Raw genomic sequence first — 13,935 nt, 5'->3', positions numbered from 1 at the left:
ACCCGACAACCGGAGCCGCCCACGGGCGGCTCCGTGCGCGTGCCCTGGCCGGCACCGGCTCCTCCCGTGGGCTCTCGAACCCGACAGGAGAGACCCGTGTCCCACACCCCGACGCCCACCACCGTCCCCGCCTCGTCCCACGCGCCCACTGCCCCCGCCGAGCCCGCGGTCCCCGCTGCCGTCCCCGACGTCCCCCACGCGGCCGAGGCGGAGGCGAGCGCCACCTACGCCGTGGCCCGCGAGCGCAGCCGCGTGCTCGACGAGCTCATCGACGCGCACGCCGCCCGGGAGCCCGCCCGCTTCCGGATGCTCACCGGCGACCGCCCCACCGGCCCCCTGCACATCGGCCACCACCTCGCGAGCCTGCGCAACCGGGTGCGCCTGCAGGACAAGGGAGCCGAGACCTTCGTCGTCATCGCCGACTACCAGGTCGTGACCGACCGGGACGCCGTCGGCGCGATCGGCGACAACGTCCACGGGCTCGTCGTCGACTACCTCGCGGCCGGCATCGACCCCACCCGCACGACGATCTTCACGCACAGCGCGGTGCCGGCCCTCAACCAGCTGATGCTGCCGTTCCTGTCGCTCGTCACCGACGCCGAGCTGCGCCGCAACCCGACGGTCAAGGACGAGCTCGCGCTCTCGGGTGGCCGCCCCCTGTCGGGGCTGCTGCTCACCTACCCGGTGCACCAGGCGGCCGACATCCTCTTCTGCCACAGCCGCGTCGTCCCGGTGGGGCGCGACCAGCTGCCGCACCTCGAGCTGACCCGCGCGATCGCCCGCCGCTTCAACCAGAGGTATGCCGGCGGCGAGGGCGTGTTCGCCGAGCCCGAGGCCCTGCTGGGCGAGGTGCCGCTGCTGCTCGGCACCGACGGCACGAAGATGTCCAAGAGCCGGGGCAACGTCGTCAACCTGCGTGACACCGCCGACGAGACGGCGGCCCGCATCCGGGCGGCCGTGACGGACGGCGAGCGCCGCATCACCTTCGAGCCCGAGCGCCGACCGGCCGTCGCCAACCTGCTCACCATCGCGGGGCTGTTCCTCGACGAGCCCCCCGCGGTGCTGGCCGAGCGGGTGGGAGACGGCGGCGCCCGGGCGCTCAAGGAGCTCGTGACCGAGGCGGTCAACGAGTCGCTCGCCGACCACCGGAGGCGACGGGCCGACCTGGCTCGCGACCCGGCCTACGTGACCTCGGTGCTGCACGAGGGCAACGCCCGGGCCGCGGCCGTGGCCGACCGCACGCTCGCCACCGTGCGGGCGGTGATGGGGATGAGCTACTGACCGCGCCGCCTGGCCCGCCCGGCCGCGGCGAGGTCGGCCCGGCGCATGCCCTCCTCGTCGAGGCGCGCTCCCTCCTCGGGGGTCGGCGCCGTGCCACCGCGTGACGCCGGCAGCCACCAGCGGTCGGCCGCGGACCGCGGGCGCCCCGGGTAGTCGTCCATCGCCTGCTCGAGCAGCGCGGCGGTCGCCTCGCGCAGCTGCTCGCTGACCACGCGGGGGTCGGCGTCCGGGGCGGGGTGCAGCGGCTCGCCGACGAGCACGGTCACCGGGATGCCGCGCCGCAGGCCGACGCGCCCACCCACCGTCAGCACGCGCTGGCCGCCCCAGACGACGACGGGCAGGAGCGGGACGCCGCACCAGGTGGCGACCGCGGCGGCGCCGGGACGGTAGGGCCGCAGCGTCCAGGCGTGCGAGATCGTCGCCTCGGGGAACAGCCCGACGACCTCGCCCGACCCGGCGGCGGCCACCGCGCGGCGCAGGGCGATCTCGCCGTGCGCCCGGTCGACGGGGATGTGGCCCATGGCACGCATCGCGGCGCCGACGAGCGGGGGCGCGAAGACCGACTGCTTGGCGAGGAACCGGACGAGCCGTCCGCGACGGGTGCCGACGAGACCGACGAAGAGGAAGTCGAGGAAGCTCACGTGGTTGCTCGCGAGCACCGCGCCGCCGTGGGTGGGCAGGTGCTCGGCCCCCCGCACCTCGATGCGCAGGCCGAGCAGCCGGAAGAGGCCCCGGGCTGCCCGGACGACGAGGCGGTACGTCAGGTCGGTCACACCTCATCTTCGACGACGACGCCGCCCACGGATGGGAGGCGGCCGCCGTGGGCGAGGGCGTCGCCGCAAGCGCGGCCCGCGCGTCCGGCATACGGCGACGGTCACCGGGGCACCCGACCGCTCGTCCTCGGAGCGGGACCGTTGGACGGGCTACTGGCCGGTAGGGATGAGACCCGCCTCACTCCGGCCTTGAAGCGCGAACTAGCCTGCGTTTGAGTTGTGGCGACCGCCGCGCCTGACTGCCTGACGCGCGGACGGCACGACCGCACCATCGTCGATGCGAAAGGGTGACACCGTGAGCGAAGAGCCGCTCGAGAACCTCGTCCACGAGGGACTGACCTTCCCGCCGCCGCCCGAGTTCGCCGCGCAGGCGAACGGCACGGCCGACCTCTACGACGCGGCGGCAGCCGACCCGGAGGGGTTCTGGGCCGAGCAGGCCCGCACCTACCTCACGTGGAGCACCCCCTTCACCGAGTCGCTCGACTGGAGCAACCCGCCCTTCGCGAAGTGGTTCGCCGACGGCGAGCTCAACGCGTGCGTCAACGCCGTCGACCGGCACGTCGAGGCGGGCCGCGGCGACAAGGTCGCCATCCACTTCGTCGGTGAGCCCGAGGGCGACACCCGCGACATCACGTACGCCGACCTGCACGCGGAGGTGCAGCGCGCCGCGAACGCCCTCGCCGACCTCGGCGTCGGCAAGGGCGACACGGTCGCCATCTACCTGCCGATGATCCCCGAGGCCGCCGTCGCGATGCTCGCCTGCGCCCGCCTCGGCGCCCCGCACTCCGTCGTCTTCGGCGGCTTCTCGGCCGAGGCCCTGCACTCGCGCATCGACGACGCGCAGGCGAAGGTCGTCATCACCTCCGACGGCGGCTACCGGCGCGGCGCGCCCTCGGCGCTCAAGCCGGCCGTCGACGCGGCGCTCGACCACGGCGACACGTCGGTCGAGCACGTGCTCGTCGTCCGCCGCACGGGTCAGGACACCGCGTGGAACGACCGCGACGTCTGGTGGCACGAGGCCCTCGAGAAGGCGGCGCCGACGCACGAGGCGCAGGCCTTCGAGGCCGAGCACCCGCTCTTCATCCTCTACACGTCCGGCACGACGGGGAAGCCGAAGGGCATCTTCCACACCACGGGCGGCTACCTCACGCAGGCCGCCTACACGAACGCCGTCGTGCACGACGTCCACCGCGACACCGACGTCTACTGGTGCACCGCCGACATCGGCTGGGTGACCGGACACTCCTACATCGTCTACGGGCCGCTCACGAACGGCGTGACGCAGGTGATGTACGAGGGCACGCCCGACACCCCGCACCAGGGTCGCTGGTGGGAGATCGTGCAGGACTACAAGGTGACGATCCTCTACACCGCCCCCACCGCGGTGCGCACCTTCATGAAGTGGGGCTCCGACGTCCCGGCGAAGTTCGACATGAGCTCGCTGCGGCTGCTCGGCTCGGTCGGCGAGCCGATCAACCCCGAGGCCTGGCTCTGGTACCACAAGCACATCGGCGGCGGCCGCGCCCCGATCGTCGACACGTGGTGGCAGACCGAGACGGGCGCGATCATGATCAGCCCGCTGCCCGGAGTCACGACGCTCGAGCCGGGTTCGGCACAGAAGCCGATCCCCGGCATCAGCGCCGAGATCCTCGACGACGAGGGCCAGCCCTTCACGACGCCCGAGCAGGTCGGCTACCTCGTGCTGACCAAGCCGTGGCCGTCGATGCTGCGCGGCATCTGGGGCGACCCCGAGCGCTACAAGGAGACCTACTGGTCGCGGTTCGGCGAGAAGTACTACTTCGCCGGCGACGGCGCGAAGTACGACGCCGACGGCAACATCTGGCTGCTGGGTCGCGTCGACGACGTCATGAACGTCTCGGGCCACCGGCTCTCGACGGCCGAGATCGAGTCCGCCCTCGTGTCGCACCCGAAGGTCGCCGAGGCGGCCGTCGTCGGCGCCAACGACGAGACGACGGGGCAGGCCGTCTGCGCCTTCGTCATCCTGCGCCAGGAGTTCGTCGAGGAGGCCGACGAGCCGGGCGAGGGCGGTGACCTCGTCAAGGAGCTGCGCAACCACGTGGCCAAGGAGATCGGCCCGATCGCCAAGCCCCGCTCGATCATGATCGTCAGCGAGCTGCCCAAGACGCGCTCCGGCAAGATCATGCGGCGCCTGCTGCGCGACGTCGCCGAGGGGCGCGAGGTCGGCGACGTGACGACCCTCGCCGACAGCTCGGTGATGGACCTCATCAAGACCGGCATGGCCTCCGGCTGACCGACGCCTCACCGCGCACCCGAAGACGTATGCCGCCCGCCTCCCCCGTGGGGAGGCGGGCGGCGTGCGTGGTGGCCGCACGTGCAGCGCGACTCCGGCTCCGGTTCCCGTCGGGCGTGCGTGGCGGGCCCACGTGCAGCGCGCCACCGGCTCCGGTCCTGCCGGCGTCGCAACGGCACGCCGCCGGCTCCCGCCCTCGCATCGACGGAGGCGTCGGGAACCGGGCGCGGCAGCCAGAGTTGCCAGGTGACACCCGTCGCCGTGACCGTGGCCGTGAGCTGTCGTCGGTGCACGACGGTGTGGCGCCGGCCGCACAGCAGCGCCCCGTTGCCCACGTCGGTGCGCCCGCCGTACAGCCAGTGCAGCACGTGGTGACACACACTTCCGCAAACTGGTTCGAGTTTGCGCAGGTCAGAGCTCCCTAGCCCACAGTCGGAGCCCCTATGCCGTGGCGCTGGCGGCCCGTATGGCCGTCCAGACCGGTGCGGCCGCCACAAAGAGCGAACCCGTCAGAATCAGCCCCCAGCCGAGGGTGATCTTCCACCGCTCCCATCCCTTTTTCGGATCGCGATGCCGGCCTCTACTGCGGTCTGCAGCGAACTTCGCCTGCATCCCAGCTCCCAGTGCTAGGAGCGTTGGTCCCAGCGCGTTGAAGAAGGTTGCCATGTTGCTTGCTGTTTCGGACACGGTGGCAGACCGTGCCACACCAGCGCCATGACAGGCGGATGACTCGCCGAGCGCCTGGTGGTGCGAGTGCTCAACGGGTTGCTCACGGCGTGGAGTCACCGAACGTCCTAGGCTCCAGCATTGTGCGAGAGCTCTTGGAAGAAACCTTGCTCCTTCAAACCGAGTGGAGTGCTGCCAACACGCCTTCCATGGAGCGGCGAGGGGTGCTGGTCCGTCATGAGATCGCCTCTTGGATGCGCGATCGCGTAGACGCGTTACTGCCTTTCCTACCCCCGCAGGTCCGAGACCTTGCCGTAGAAGGTAAGGACGGCATGGGCCGCAAGACCGAGATCCCTTGGGCTCGTGTGTATTCAGAAAGCCGATCCCCGTCGGCCACTGAAGGCTGGTACGTGGTGTACCTGTTCAGCGCGAAGGGCGATCGCCTCTACCTCACCCTGGGCCAAGGCACGACGGAGCTGGATGGCAGCGAACTACGCCCGAGGCCCTTGGCGATGCTCCGATCCCGCGTGGAATGGGCGCGCGGGCGAGTTGGTCACGAGTTGGCTCAACGACCAGACGCCGTAGACGACATCGATCTCGAAGCCACAACGCGGCTCGGCCGGAGCTACGGACCCGGAACTGTGAAGGCGATCGCCTACGACATCGACCACATCCCCGACGAGGGTCAGCTAGCCAGCGACCTCGAGTACATGGTTCGCACGCTCGCGCGCCTCTACTTCGAAGCGGATCATTCCCCCACCCTGCCTGGCGAACTTTCCCCAGAAGTTGCCGATGCCGTCAGCGCCACGAACCAGGCGGCCGGTCGCCGGGGCCGAGGGCAAGGTTTTCGGCTCACCGCCCAGGAGAAGTCGGCTATCGAGCGCCGCGCCGTAGCAGTCGTGAGCCAGCACCTTCGATCCGAAGGCTGGACCGTGAAAGATGTTGGAGCCACCTCATCGTTCGATCTGGATGCGAGGCGGAATGGTGATCGCCTGTATGTCGAGGTGAAGGGGACCACCTCCCTCGGCGAAGAGGTGGTGTTGACCCGAAATGAAGTCGAGCTTCATAGGGAGAACCACCCCCACACGATGCTCGCGGTCGTCACCACCATCGACCTCGACAGAACCGGGCCAGTTCCTATCGCAAGCGGGGGCACCCTGTGTATCCACTCGCCTTGGTCGCCCGAAGATGACAACCTCACCGCGATCGCGTACCGGTATGCCGTCCCAGGGGGTGGGGAGGTCCCGTAGCCAGCGCGCCTGGACAGGACCCCCGGTCAAGCGAATCGACATGGCCGCGAGTTGTTGCTGGCGCTGAACGACGTTCAAATCCATGGCAACGCTCGACTGTCGTACGTCGCCTCTAAGCTCGCCTGTTATGGATGAAAACACGACGACTCCTGACGACGCCCCCGACGGCGGCATCGGCTCGGATCTGGACCCGGCCGTCGACGCTGAGGTTGTCCGGGGCGACCACGCGCTGCGGCTGCTCCAGGCGCTCGCCAACATGAAGAGCGCCACCACGACCATTCCCCTCGTGCTTGTCCTGTCAGGGCAGGTCATCGACGGCAACATCATGTCTGCCAGAGAGTGGCTGCAGGAGACGACCAACAGGATCACGTCCGGGAACATGCCTGAACCGGTGCGCGAGGCGCTCAAGGACATCTACGCCCCTCAGATGGGAGCCTTGGACGACGACGACGACCTCACTCCTGTTTTGTACGTCCACATGAGGGACGCCCGTGTCATCACGAGTGGAGGCACCCCCCTTAACGTTGGCTACCTCCGTCTTCGTTTGGCGGAGATTTCCGGATGGACGCTGGGGCGCTTTTCCGACTGACAGGGCAGAATGAGGTCTCCGCGCCGACCCGGGTAGGTGCCTCGCGTGCGAACAAGGCGATGATGCTGCACTATCTAACGTGTGCTACTCGCCTACATCGACGAGTCGGGAGACTCTGGCCAGACCAACGGATCGAATACGTACACACTCGGATGCGTGCTCGTTCGGGACACCGCATGGCCAGACGTCTTCGACAACTTCCTGCAGTTCCGACGGTTCGTACGCGCCAGATTCGGCATCCTTCTGCGTGACGAAATCAAGGCGAACTACTTGCTGCGCGGCGGAGGCGACCTCAAGCGCTTCGGGTTTGGCGAGGGCATACGGCATGACATCTACCGCATGCATATGAGGCTCGCACCAAAACTGGGGCTGCAGGTCTTCGCCGTAGTCATCGACAAGACCAAGATCCAAGTCTGGCGCAACCCCCGCGATATCGCCTGGGGCTTCCTCCTCCAGCGACTGGAGCGGATGAGCACCAAATCAGGGGAACCCATCATGGTGATCCATGACGAGGGGGACAGCCATGCAATCAGAGGACTGGCTCGAAAGGCGCGACGTGCGAATACTCCCGGGAGTGCCTTCGGCGTCGGTCACCTGAGCCTTCCGGCACGACTCATACTCGACGACCCGGTGCCCCGGAACAGCAGTCAGTCCTTCTTCATCCAGTTGGCGGATCTGAGCGCGTACGCCGCGTTCCGGACGGTCTTTCCACCCAACCCTAAGCGCGCCACCGTTTGCCCCCCGACCATGTGGGGGGAGTTGGGAGATGCGCGTTTTGCGGACGCCAACAAACTTGCAACCGGCGTCCTCGCGCGCACAGCTGAACCGGGCGTTGTTGTCTGGCCAACGTGAAACCCCCCGCGCCGTAGCACGGGGGGTGAGCGCGGGCCTAAGCCATCGTCGAGGATGGGTCAGTCCGCTAAGAGGAATCTTCCACGTCGGCACCGACAGTGCAAGTGCGCGCGCCACGAGTCCTTAAAGTTTCGAGCAGCGTCGACCCGTCCCCTGAAGGCAGGTCGGCTCAATGCGTCACGCTGCCATCACGTTCAGTCGTCGGATCGTCTTGACTGAAGCCGGCAGCCCTGCGCCGAAACGGCCGGAGACCTTCAGCGCCACCTTGTCGCCCTTGAACGCTGGCGCGTAGTCCGTCGACTGCTCGACCCGCCAGTCGCGAGCCTTCACGAGGTAGACGCGGCTGGCGTCGTACACCAGCGGCTCAGTCAGGCCGGGCACCCGGACGACCTCCAGGCCACCGAGGTTGCCGAGCCCGTTCGGGTAGACCGGGTGACCGTCGCTGCCCGCGCGGCCCTCCTCGGCGGCCGCCGTCGACGGGGAGAGCGCCACGTGGGTGGCCTGTCCGCCGCTGTCGCCGATCTCGCCCTTCGCGGCCGCAATGGCACCCACGAGGGTCGCGCCTGTGGCCTCGATGGCTCGGGCTACGACGCCCAACGGGTTGGCTCCGGTGCCATCGCCATAGAGGAGGCCCAGGTCGAGGTCGTGGCTGAAGGCGTCGCGCACGACACGCTGCACCTCTTCGGCGATGGGGAAGGTGGCGTCCTCGAACGCTTCCCGTGTGAGCATCGGGATGCCCGCGAGCTTCTTCACGACGACGAGTTCGGCGTCGGTGGTGACGTCCACGTCGGGGGATGTCGGCCCCCTCCTCGACCCACGCGCCGTGGATGGAGTTGATGACGGGGATCGTGAGGTTGCCCCGGCTCGGGCGCGGCGTCAGCGAGTTGGCGAACGCCGCGCCCCGACGATGGCGTCTGCCACGAAGTCGGCGACCTCCGGCGGGTAGACGCGGCCGGCGAGCGAGGTGCGGGAAATGGTGTCAGTCATGTCGAAGTCCTTTGCATGCGAATGAGATTCGCCATGCACACGGCTCGACGGCTCGCGGCTCCGGCCGGGTGGCTACGGTCAGCTCTGCCCTAGAAACATCATGCCTGGTGTCGGACCAGCCGATCCAGTTACGCGCGCAGTTGTCGTGCGCGATGGTGAATGTCGTCGTGAAGGCGTGGCTCCCGAGGGACGAAGTCGAGCGCGACGGTGGTGCCGCCGACGACAGCTACGGCGACCACCTCGACGAGCACCGCCCGGTATCGGTCGCGCTGGTGGCGATACCGATTGTCGCGATCACTCATCGATCGGCTCATCGTCATGCGGAGGCGGCATCCACGTCGCCCGGTATTCGTGCACGTAATCCTCGGTCAGATCCGTCGTGGTTATGCCTGCGTCAGCGCTCGCCAGGAGCACGGTCACGCCATCGTCTTCCTCTCCGAGGTTTTCCCTCAGCGCCCGGCGCAGAACCTCAACGCGCTGCGCCCTCGCGGTCCGATCGCTCACCGTGTACACCTCCGATTAGCTCGAGCATGCTGCCTCGCTTACCCCCCGAACGCGCCGCCGCGATGTGACGCGCGCGTTCTTCGTCTCGGCACTCCTGGCACTTCGGCTTGCCCGAGACCCGTCCGACGTCCGACCGCCGCCGACGTGTTCACAGTCCCCGACCGGTCTCCAAGGGCTCGGAAGCTCTTCCGTCAGCTCGTGGTCCTGGGGAGCGTCGGGTGACGCGTCAGCGTCGAGCCCGTCGTGCCCCTTCTCCTCTCTCCCACTCCCCTGACGGGAGTGGGAGAGGGACTGGGAGGGGCGTGATTCAGGATGTGACTCACGCGTGGTGTCACGCGTGACCTCACGATCACGTCCGATCAGAACCCAGCACCGCTTCGGGTCACACAATGAGTGGTCGCCCTTGGCGTGCAGGCGTGATCGTTGGGTGCGCGCCCGGTCGTCCGCACGTCGCGCCTCGACCTGTGCCGCCCTCTCCTGCTCCACCCATTCGACCTGCCAGCCGCCCTCCGTGACGTGCCAGAGGCCGGCGGCGACAAGCTCGCCGACTATGCGCTTGGTCGCACGTTGTCCGAGTCGTTCCAGAGCAGCCTGCGACAACGCCCCGTCGAGGCCGTTGCGGTTGCCGTACACGAGGGCCTCGACGTGCAACCGGAACGCCGCGTCGGACAGCACCATCACGTGGGGGCGTTCCGTGAAGTCGTCCGAGATCCGTGTCCAGGTCATGGCGTACCCGCGCGTGTCTGCTCGCGCATGCGGTCACGGTGTCGTTGACCCGCTGCTCTCAGGACCAGGAACGGTGCGCCGAGACGCTCCCAGAACCATGTGCACTCGCGGCAGACCACCCGGTGCCGATCGATCTCAACGAAGTACGGATGGGGAGCCTCCGCTCGGTGCGCGGACGCTTCCAACCCTGGCGCTCCTCACGAGCGTCGCGGTTGGCTTGCAGGTCGTCAGTCATCGCGATACCTCTCGGTCGAGATGCAGGAGCGCCACGAGGCGATCGAGCACGGTCGAGTCCTGCACCTTCGGCGGAAGGCCTTGCGCCGCTCGGGATTCCACACAGCGTTGTTGGACCTCGGCAGCGGTCAGCCCGTGCGCGGGCCCTCCGGGCCGGTCATGTGGATGCGGCGCGGCTTTCAACGCCGAACGATCCTGCGGATGACGAGCGTGTCGAGGTCAGCCCGCTTAACGAGTCGGGTCCGTTGGTCCAACCAGTAGCAGGGCAGGTTGCCGTCCTCGATACGGCGCTTCAACGTCTGCACCGAGCAGTTGAGGTAGGCCGCACCTTGCTGCAGCGTGAGGTGCCCACTGAGTGCATCACCCGGGTTCAAGACCTCACCAGTCTTACGTGTCCCCATGGGACCAACTGTCGCGCTTGGTGATCAGCGGGTCAAGCGAAAACCGTTGCAGGACAGTGGAATTGGCAGCAATTGGCTGCCACTTCAAGTCCGCCAACTGTGGCCAGACGCCAACCAAGGTTCGGCCGAGACGACATAGGTCGCCAGGAGCGGCCAGGAGCGGCCAGGAGCGACCCGCGTTTGTGCTCTCCTCACAAACTTGGTCTTTTCGTGCATTCGCGAGTCTTCCGGCACATCAGAGACCCGTGGCCGCACCGTAGGCAGCGCGGCCGCGCGAGCTGGTCGCGGCGTGAGAGTGGCCTTGCGTCAGGCCCTCCACTCAAGCGTGACGCGGTCCGCATCGAACGTCTGGACTCGACCGTCAGCGTCCCGCCAGCGCGTGCGCCCAGGGATGCCAGGACCGATGGCGATGCGCACCAGCACAGCGCGCAGCATGGCGCGCTGGCGGTCCAGCAGCCCATCGCGCTCGGCCGCCCGCCATCGTCGGTCCCATGCCGATGCTCCACCCGCGACCAGGGCGAGAGCCTCGCCGTCCTCGCGCCGGGCGCGCTCGCGCCGCGCAGCCTCCAGCCGCGCCATGAGCGGCTCTCGCGCAGCCATCCACTCCGCGCGCGAGATCCGCCCGCTGCCGAAGTCCTCGCCCAGCCCGGCGAGGTCAGCTTCTAGAGCGGCCACCAGTGCCACCGCCTCAGCTGCGTCTTGGTTGCCCTGGCTCAGCCGAGCCACCAGCTCGCCTCCGGCCACCGCATACCGAGCTTGGTCGAAGACATAAGCCTCCAGCGCCTCCGCCTTGATGCTCGTCCTCCCGCAGCCGTTGCCCACCGGTTGACGCGCGCAGTGGTACTCGCGCCTTCCCGCCCTGGTCGGTCGTCCGCGCATCGGCGTCCCGCAAAGACCACAGGTCACCAGCCCGCCACTTAGCAGGTAGGTCCGACCGTTCACCCGAGCTGCTCTCGCTGGGTCCGTCAGCTGCCGCCGGAGCCGCTCGACCTGCTGTCGCGTCAGGATTCCCTCCCATTCAGCGCGAGCTACGAACTCCCCACCCCGCCAGAGCGATCCGTCGGACCGGTTGCTCCGCCCGGGGGTGTGCTCGCGCCAACCAGCCACCCTGGCACTGATCAAGATGCCGCGCAGTGTGGGGCGCGACCACAGCGCGCCCGACAGCGTCGGGACGGAACGAGCATTGAGGTCCTTGACGATGCTCAGTAGGGACTCGCCCGCGAGAGCTCGGCGCGCAGCCTCGCGGATGATCGCCGCCTCCTCGGGCACGACTTCCAGCGTGTGGCTGCCATCGCCGTTGCGCCGCCCCCGGTAGCCGTAGGTGCGCAGCCGCCCGTGCACCTTCCCCTGCTCGGCGCGCTGGAGCATGGCGCGCTGGACCCGCTCACGGGTGGCCATCGACTGGTCGCTCGCCAGAGTCAAGGCGAGCCGGGCCTGCCTGATCCCGTGCCGTGTCGCCAGGTCGAAATCTCCAGCCTTGACGGTTGCGACCTTGGCGCGCGTGCGCTCCACCAGCGTGATGAGCGCCTCGAGCTCCACAAGACGTCGGTGTAGACGATCGTTGTGCCACGTGACGATGTAGTCGACCTCACCAGCGGTCACCGCCTCGACCAACCGTTCGTAGGCCGGTCGTTTGCGTCCAGAGAATGCCGAGATGTCGTTGTCGGTGAAGGTGTCACTTTCGCCGTCGGCGACCAGCTCCCACCCCTCCCGCTCGACCAGTGCCAGGCAGTCCTCGCGCTGCCGCGTCACACCGGCCTCCGTACCGCGTCGGTCGTCACTGATGCGGCAGTAGATGGCCGCCCGCTTCTGCGTCATGTCCCCCTGCTCCTCCCGGCAGTTCAATGGAACCACTTTTAGAGCGTATGTGGTACGCCTCGCACCACGCCGGAGGCACCGTGCAGCCCGGGAAGCTGCAGCCCTGGTCGCGGGCGGCGAGGAACCGGCGCTGGGCCGGGCTGAACAGTCGCCTGGTGTAGCCGAGGTCGAGCACCTCGGACGGGGCTCCGAGCACCATGGGCACGATGCCGGCCTCGCACGCCAGCCTCCGGACCGTGGAGGGTGACACGACGCCGCCGGTGTCGAGCACCCCGACCCCGCGCAGTGCGTCCATCAGCGCCTCGAGGGTCATCGTGACGACGAGCGTGGCGCGCGGCGACCGGGTCACCCCCTCGGGCGCCGCGACGCCCCGGCCGGTGATCTCGAGCAGGGCGTCGGCCCGGCGCGTGGCCGCCGACCGGCTGTCGACATCGTCGGGCGACAGGTCGGGCCGGGGGCCGGAGAGCGGGTCGATGGCCGCCTCGACGATCGCCGCCCCCTCGGGGTCGAGGCGCATCCGGTGGTCGGTGAACCCGGCCGTGGTCGTGCGCACCTGGCGCAGCGAACGCCCGGCGCGCAGGCCGGCCTCCTCGGCGTCGCGCTCGGCCGGTGGCCTCACCGTGGCGCGCGCGTGGGCGACGAGCCGGGCGAGCTCGCGCGCGGTCAGTACGTCGGCGGCCTCGACCATCGCGTCGACGATGCCGGCGAGGTGCTCGGGGTCGGCGACCGGCGCCACGTCGTCGTGGAACCGCAGGATCGCCGCGGCCGCCCCGACGCCCACCCCCCTCCTCCACGCGCTCGGCCAGGCGCTCCCACCGGCTGTCGCGCAGGGCGGCGCCCACCCTGGCCACGGCGGCAGCTGCTGCCCCGTCGAAGCGCGCGGCACCGAGCCCGTCGGCCTGACCCCGCAGCCAGTCGGCAAGCGACAACCCGTCGTCCGTGCCGAGCCCGCGGGAGTGCGCCTCGCGGGCCAGCACGGCCGTGAGCGTCTGGCACAGCTCGCGCAGCTCCTGCGCACGCCCGACGAGCGCGCAGACCTCGCCCTCCGACAGCGCCCAGGTCGGGCAGCCGCGAGCCGGCGACCGGACCGTGCGGACCATCTCGTCCAGCACGGCGACCGAGCGCTCGGCCTCGGCGTGCGGTGCGGTGCTCATGACGACCACGACAGGGTCGACCACTGACAATGCATGACGTCGTCACACGCAGGAGGACTCGTGAGCCAGCAGCACCCACCCGCCGCCGGCGCCCCCGAGCGCACCAAGGTCCTCTCCGTGCGGCTGACGCAGGAGGAGTTCGCGGCGCTCTCGTCCCGCGCGGACGAGCTCGGCATCGGTGCGTCGACCCTCGCTCGCACGCTCGTGAGGCGCGCCCTCGTCCCGGCCTCGCCCCACGACCGCGCGGCGAGCCACCTCACGGCACTCGAGGCCACCCTCCGCCCGGAAGTCGACCTCGACGCCCGTCTCGACGCCCGCCCGCAGCCGAGCGTCGACGCGCGCCTCGCCGTGGTCGAGGCGCGAGCTGCGCTCGCTCCTCGACGAGCTCGAGGACCGCGCCCTGCTGCGCGGCCGCGACGACGACACCC

General features: G+C 69.4%; 14 protein-coding genes. 6 read left to right on the top strand and 8 right to left on the bottom strand.

Annotated elements, in window-relative coordinates:
* The first annotated feature begins 96 nt into the window (after positions 1-96).
* Positions 97-1,281 (top strand): tryptophan--tRNA ligase, encoded by a 1,185-nt coding sequence (trpS, locus tag ABT295_RS16100; RefSeq protein WP_502991182.1) that lies wholly within the window; start codon positions 97-99, stop codon positions 1,279-1,281.
* On the opposite strand, the gene ABT295_RS16095 is transcribed toward trpS, so the two are convergent.
* Positions 1,275-2,054, bottom strand: coding sequence for a lysophospholipid acyltransferase family protein (locus tag ABT295_RS16095; RefSeq protein ID WP_352395421.1), 780 nt, complete (start codon positions 2,052-2,054; stop codon positions 1,275-1,277). The two genes, trpS and ABT295_RS16095, sit on opposite strands and share 7 nt — an antisense overlap.
* Before the next feature lie 277 nt (positions 2,055-2,331).
* Here ABT295_RS16095 and acs point away from each other — a divergent pair, with 277 nt between their 5' ends.
* Positions 2,332-4,326: an acetate--CoA ligase gene (acs, locus tag ABT295_RS16090; protein ID WP_352395420.1), complete on the top strand. Its 1,995-nt coding sequence runs from the start codon at positions 2,332-2,334 to the stop codon at positions 4,324-4,326.
* Positions 4,327-4,767: 441 nt separating this feature from the next.
* On the opposite strand, the gene ABT295_RS16085 is transcribed toward acs, so the two are convergent.
* A complete protein-coding gene (locus tag ABT295_RS16085) occupies positions 4,768-4,992 on the bottom strand; it encodes a hypothetical protein (protein WP_352395419.1) in 225 nt (74 codons plus the stop codon).
* Between the two features lie 143 nt (positions 4,993-5,135).
* On the opposite strand from ABT295_RS16085, the gene ABT295_RS16080 reads away from it, so the two are divergent.
* From ABT295_RS16080 to ABT295_RS16070, 3 genes are all read left to right on the top strand, one after another.
* The gene (locus tag ABT295_RS16080) at positions 5,136-6,242 is read left to right on the top strand and encodes an MrcB family domain-containing protein (protein ID WP_352395418.1); all 1,107 of its coding nucleotides are present in this window, start codon (positions 5,136-5,138) and stop codon (positions 6,240-6,242) included.
* 82 nt (positions 6,243-6,324) lie between these two features.
* Positions 6,325-6,831, top strand: a complete 507-nt coding sequence (locus tag ABT295_RS16075; RefSeq protein ID WP_352395417.1) for a GvpU-like protein — start codon at positions 6,325-6,327, stop codon at positions 6,829-6,831.
* A gap of 81 nt (positions 6,832-6,912) precedes the next feature.
* Positions 6,913-7,683, top strand: coding sequence for a DUF3800 domain-containing protein (locus tag ABT295_RS16070; protein WP_352395416.1), 771 nt, complete (start codon positions 6,913-6,915; stop codon positions 7,681-7,683).
* Positions 7,684-7,860: 177 nt separating this feature from the next.
* Here ABT295_RS16070 and ABT295_RS16065 read toward each other — a convergent pair whose 3' ends face one another.
* The 6 genes from ABT295_RS16065 to ABT295_RS16040 form a co-directional block, all read right to left on the bottom strand.
* Positions 7,861-8,469: a phage major capsid protein gene (locus ABT295_RS16065; RefSeq protein ID WP_352395415.1), complete on the bottom strand. Its 609-nt coding sequence runs from the start codon at positions 8,467-8,469 to the stop codon at positions 7,861-7,863.
* A 329-nt stretch (positions 8,470-8,798) separates the two neighbouring features.
* Positions 8,799-8,972, bottom strand: a complete 174-nt coding sequence (locus tag ABT295_RS16060; RefSeq protein ID WP_352395414.1) for a hypothetical protein — start codon at positions 8,970-8,972, stop codon at positions 8,799-8,801.
* A complete protein-coding gene (locus tag ABT295_RS16055; RefSeq protein ID WP_352395413.1) occupies positions 8,965-9,174 on the bottom strand; it encodes a hypothetical protein in 210 nt (69 codons plus the stop codon). The genes ABT295_RS16060 and ABT295_RS16055 overlap by 8 nt, the downstream gene beginning before the upstream one ends.
* 1,139 nt (positions 9,175-10,313) lie before the next feature.
* On the bottom strand, positions 10,314-10,535 hold the full coding sequence (locus ABT295_RS16050) for a helix-turn-helix domain-containing protein (RefSeq protein WP_352395412.1): 222 nt from the start codon (positions 10,533-10,535) through the stop codon (positions 10,314-10,316).
* Positions 10,536-10,841: 306 nt separating this feature from the next.
* Positions 10,842-12,353 (bottom strand): recombinase family protein, encoded by a 1,512-nt coding sequence (locus ABT295_RS16045; protein WP_352395411.1) that lies wholly within the window; start codon positions 12,351-12,353, stop codon positions 10,842-10,844.
* Positions 12,313-13,134, bottom strand: a complete 822-nt coding sequence (locus ABT295_RS16040; protein WP_352395410.1) for a DUF222 domain-containing protein — start codon at positions 13,132-13,134, stop codon at positions 12,313-12,315. Before ABT295_RS16040 ends, ABT295_RS16045 begins: the two co-directional genes overlap by 41 nt.
* A 433-nt stretch (positions 13,135-13,567) precedes the next feature.
* On the opposite strand from ABT295_RS16040, the gene ABT295_RS16035 reads away from it, so the two are divergent.
* Positions 13,568-13,935, top strand: a 368-nt coding sequence (locus ABT295_RS16035) for a hypothetical protein (RefSeq protein WP_352395409.1), incomplete at its 3' end; no start/stop codon positions are given.

This window comes from Terrabacter sp. NPDC000476 (genome assembly GCF_040300125.1).
GTDB lineage: Bacteria > Actinomycetota > Actinomycetes > Actinomycetales > Dermatophilaceae > Terrabacter.
Note: the sequence above shows the minus strand (reverse complement) of the source record. Positions and strands in the feature narration are given on the sequence as shown.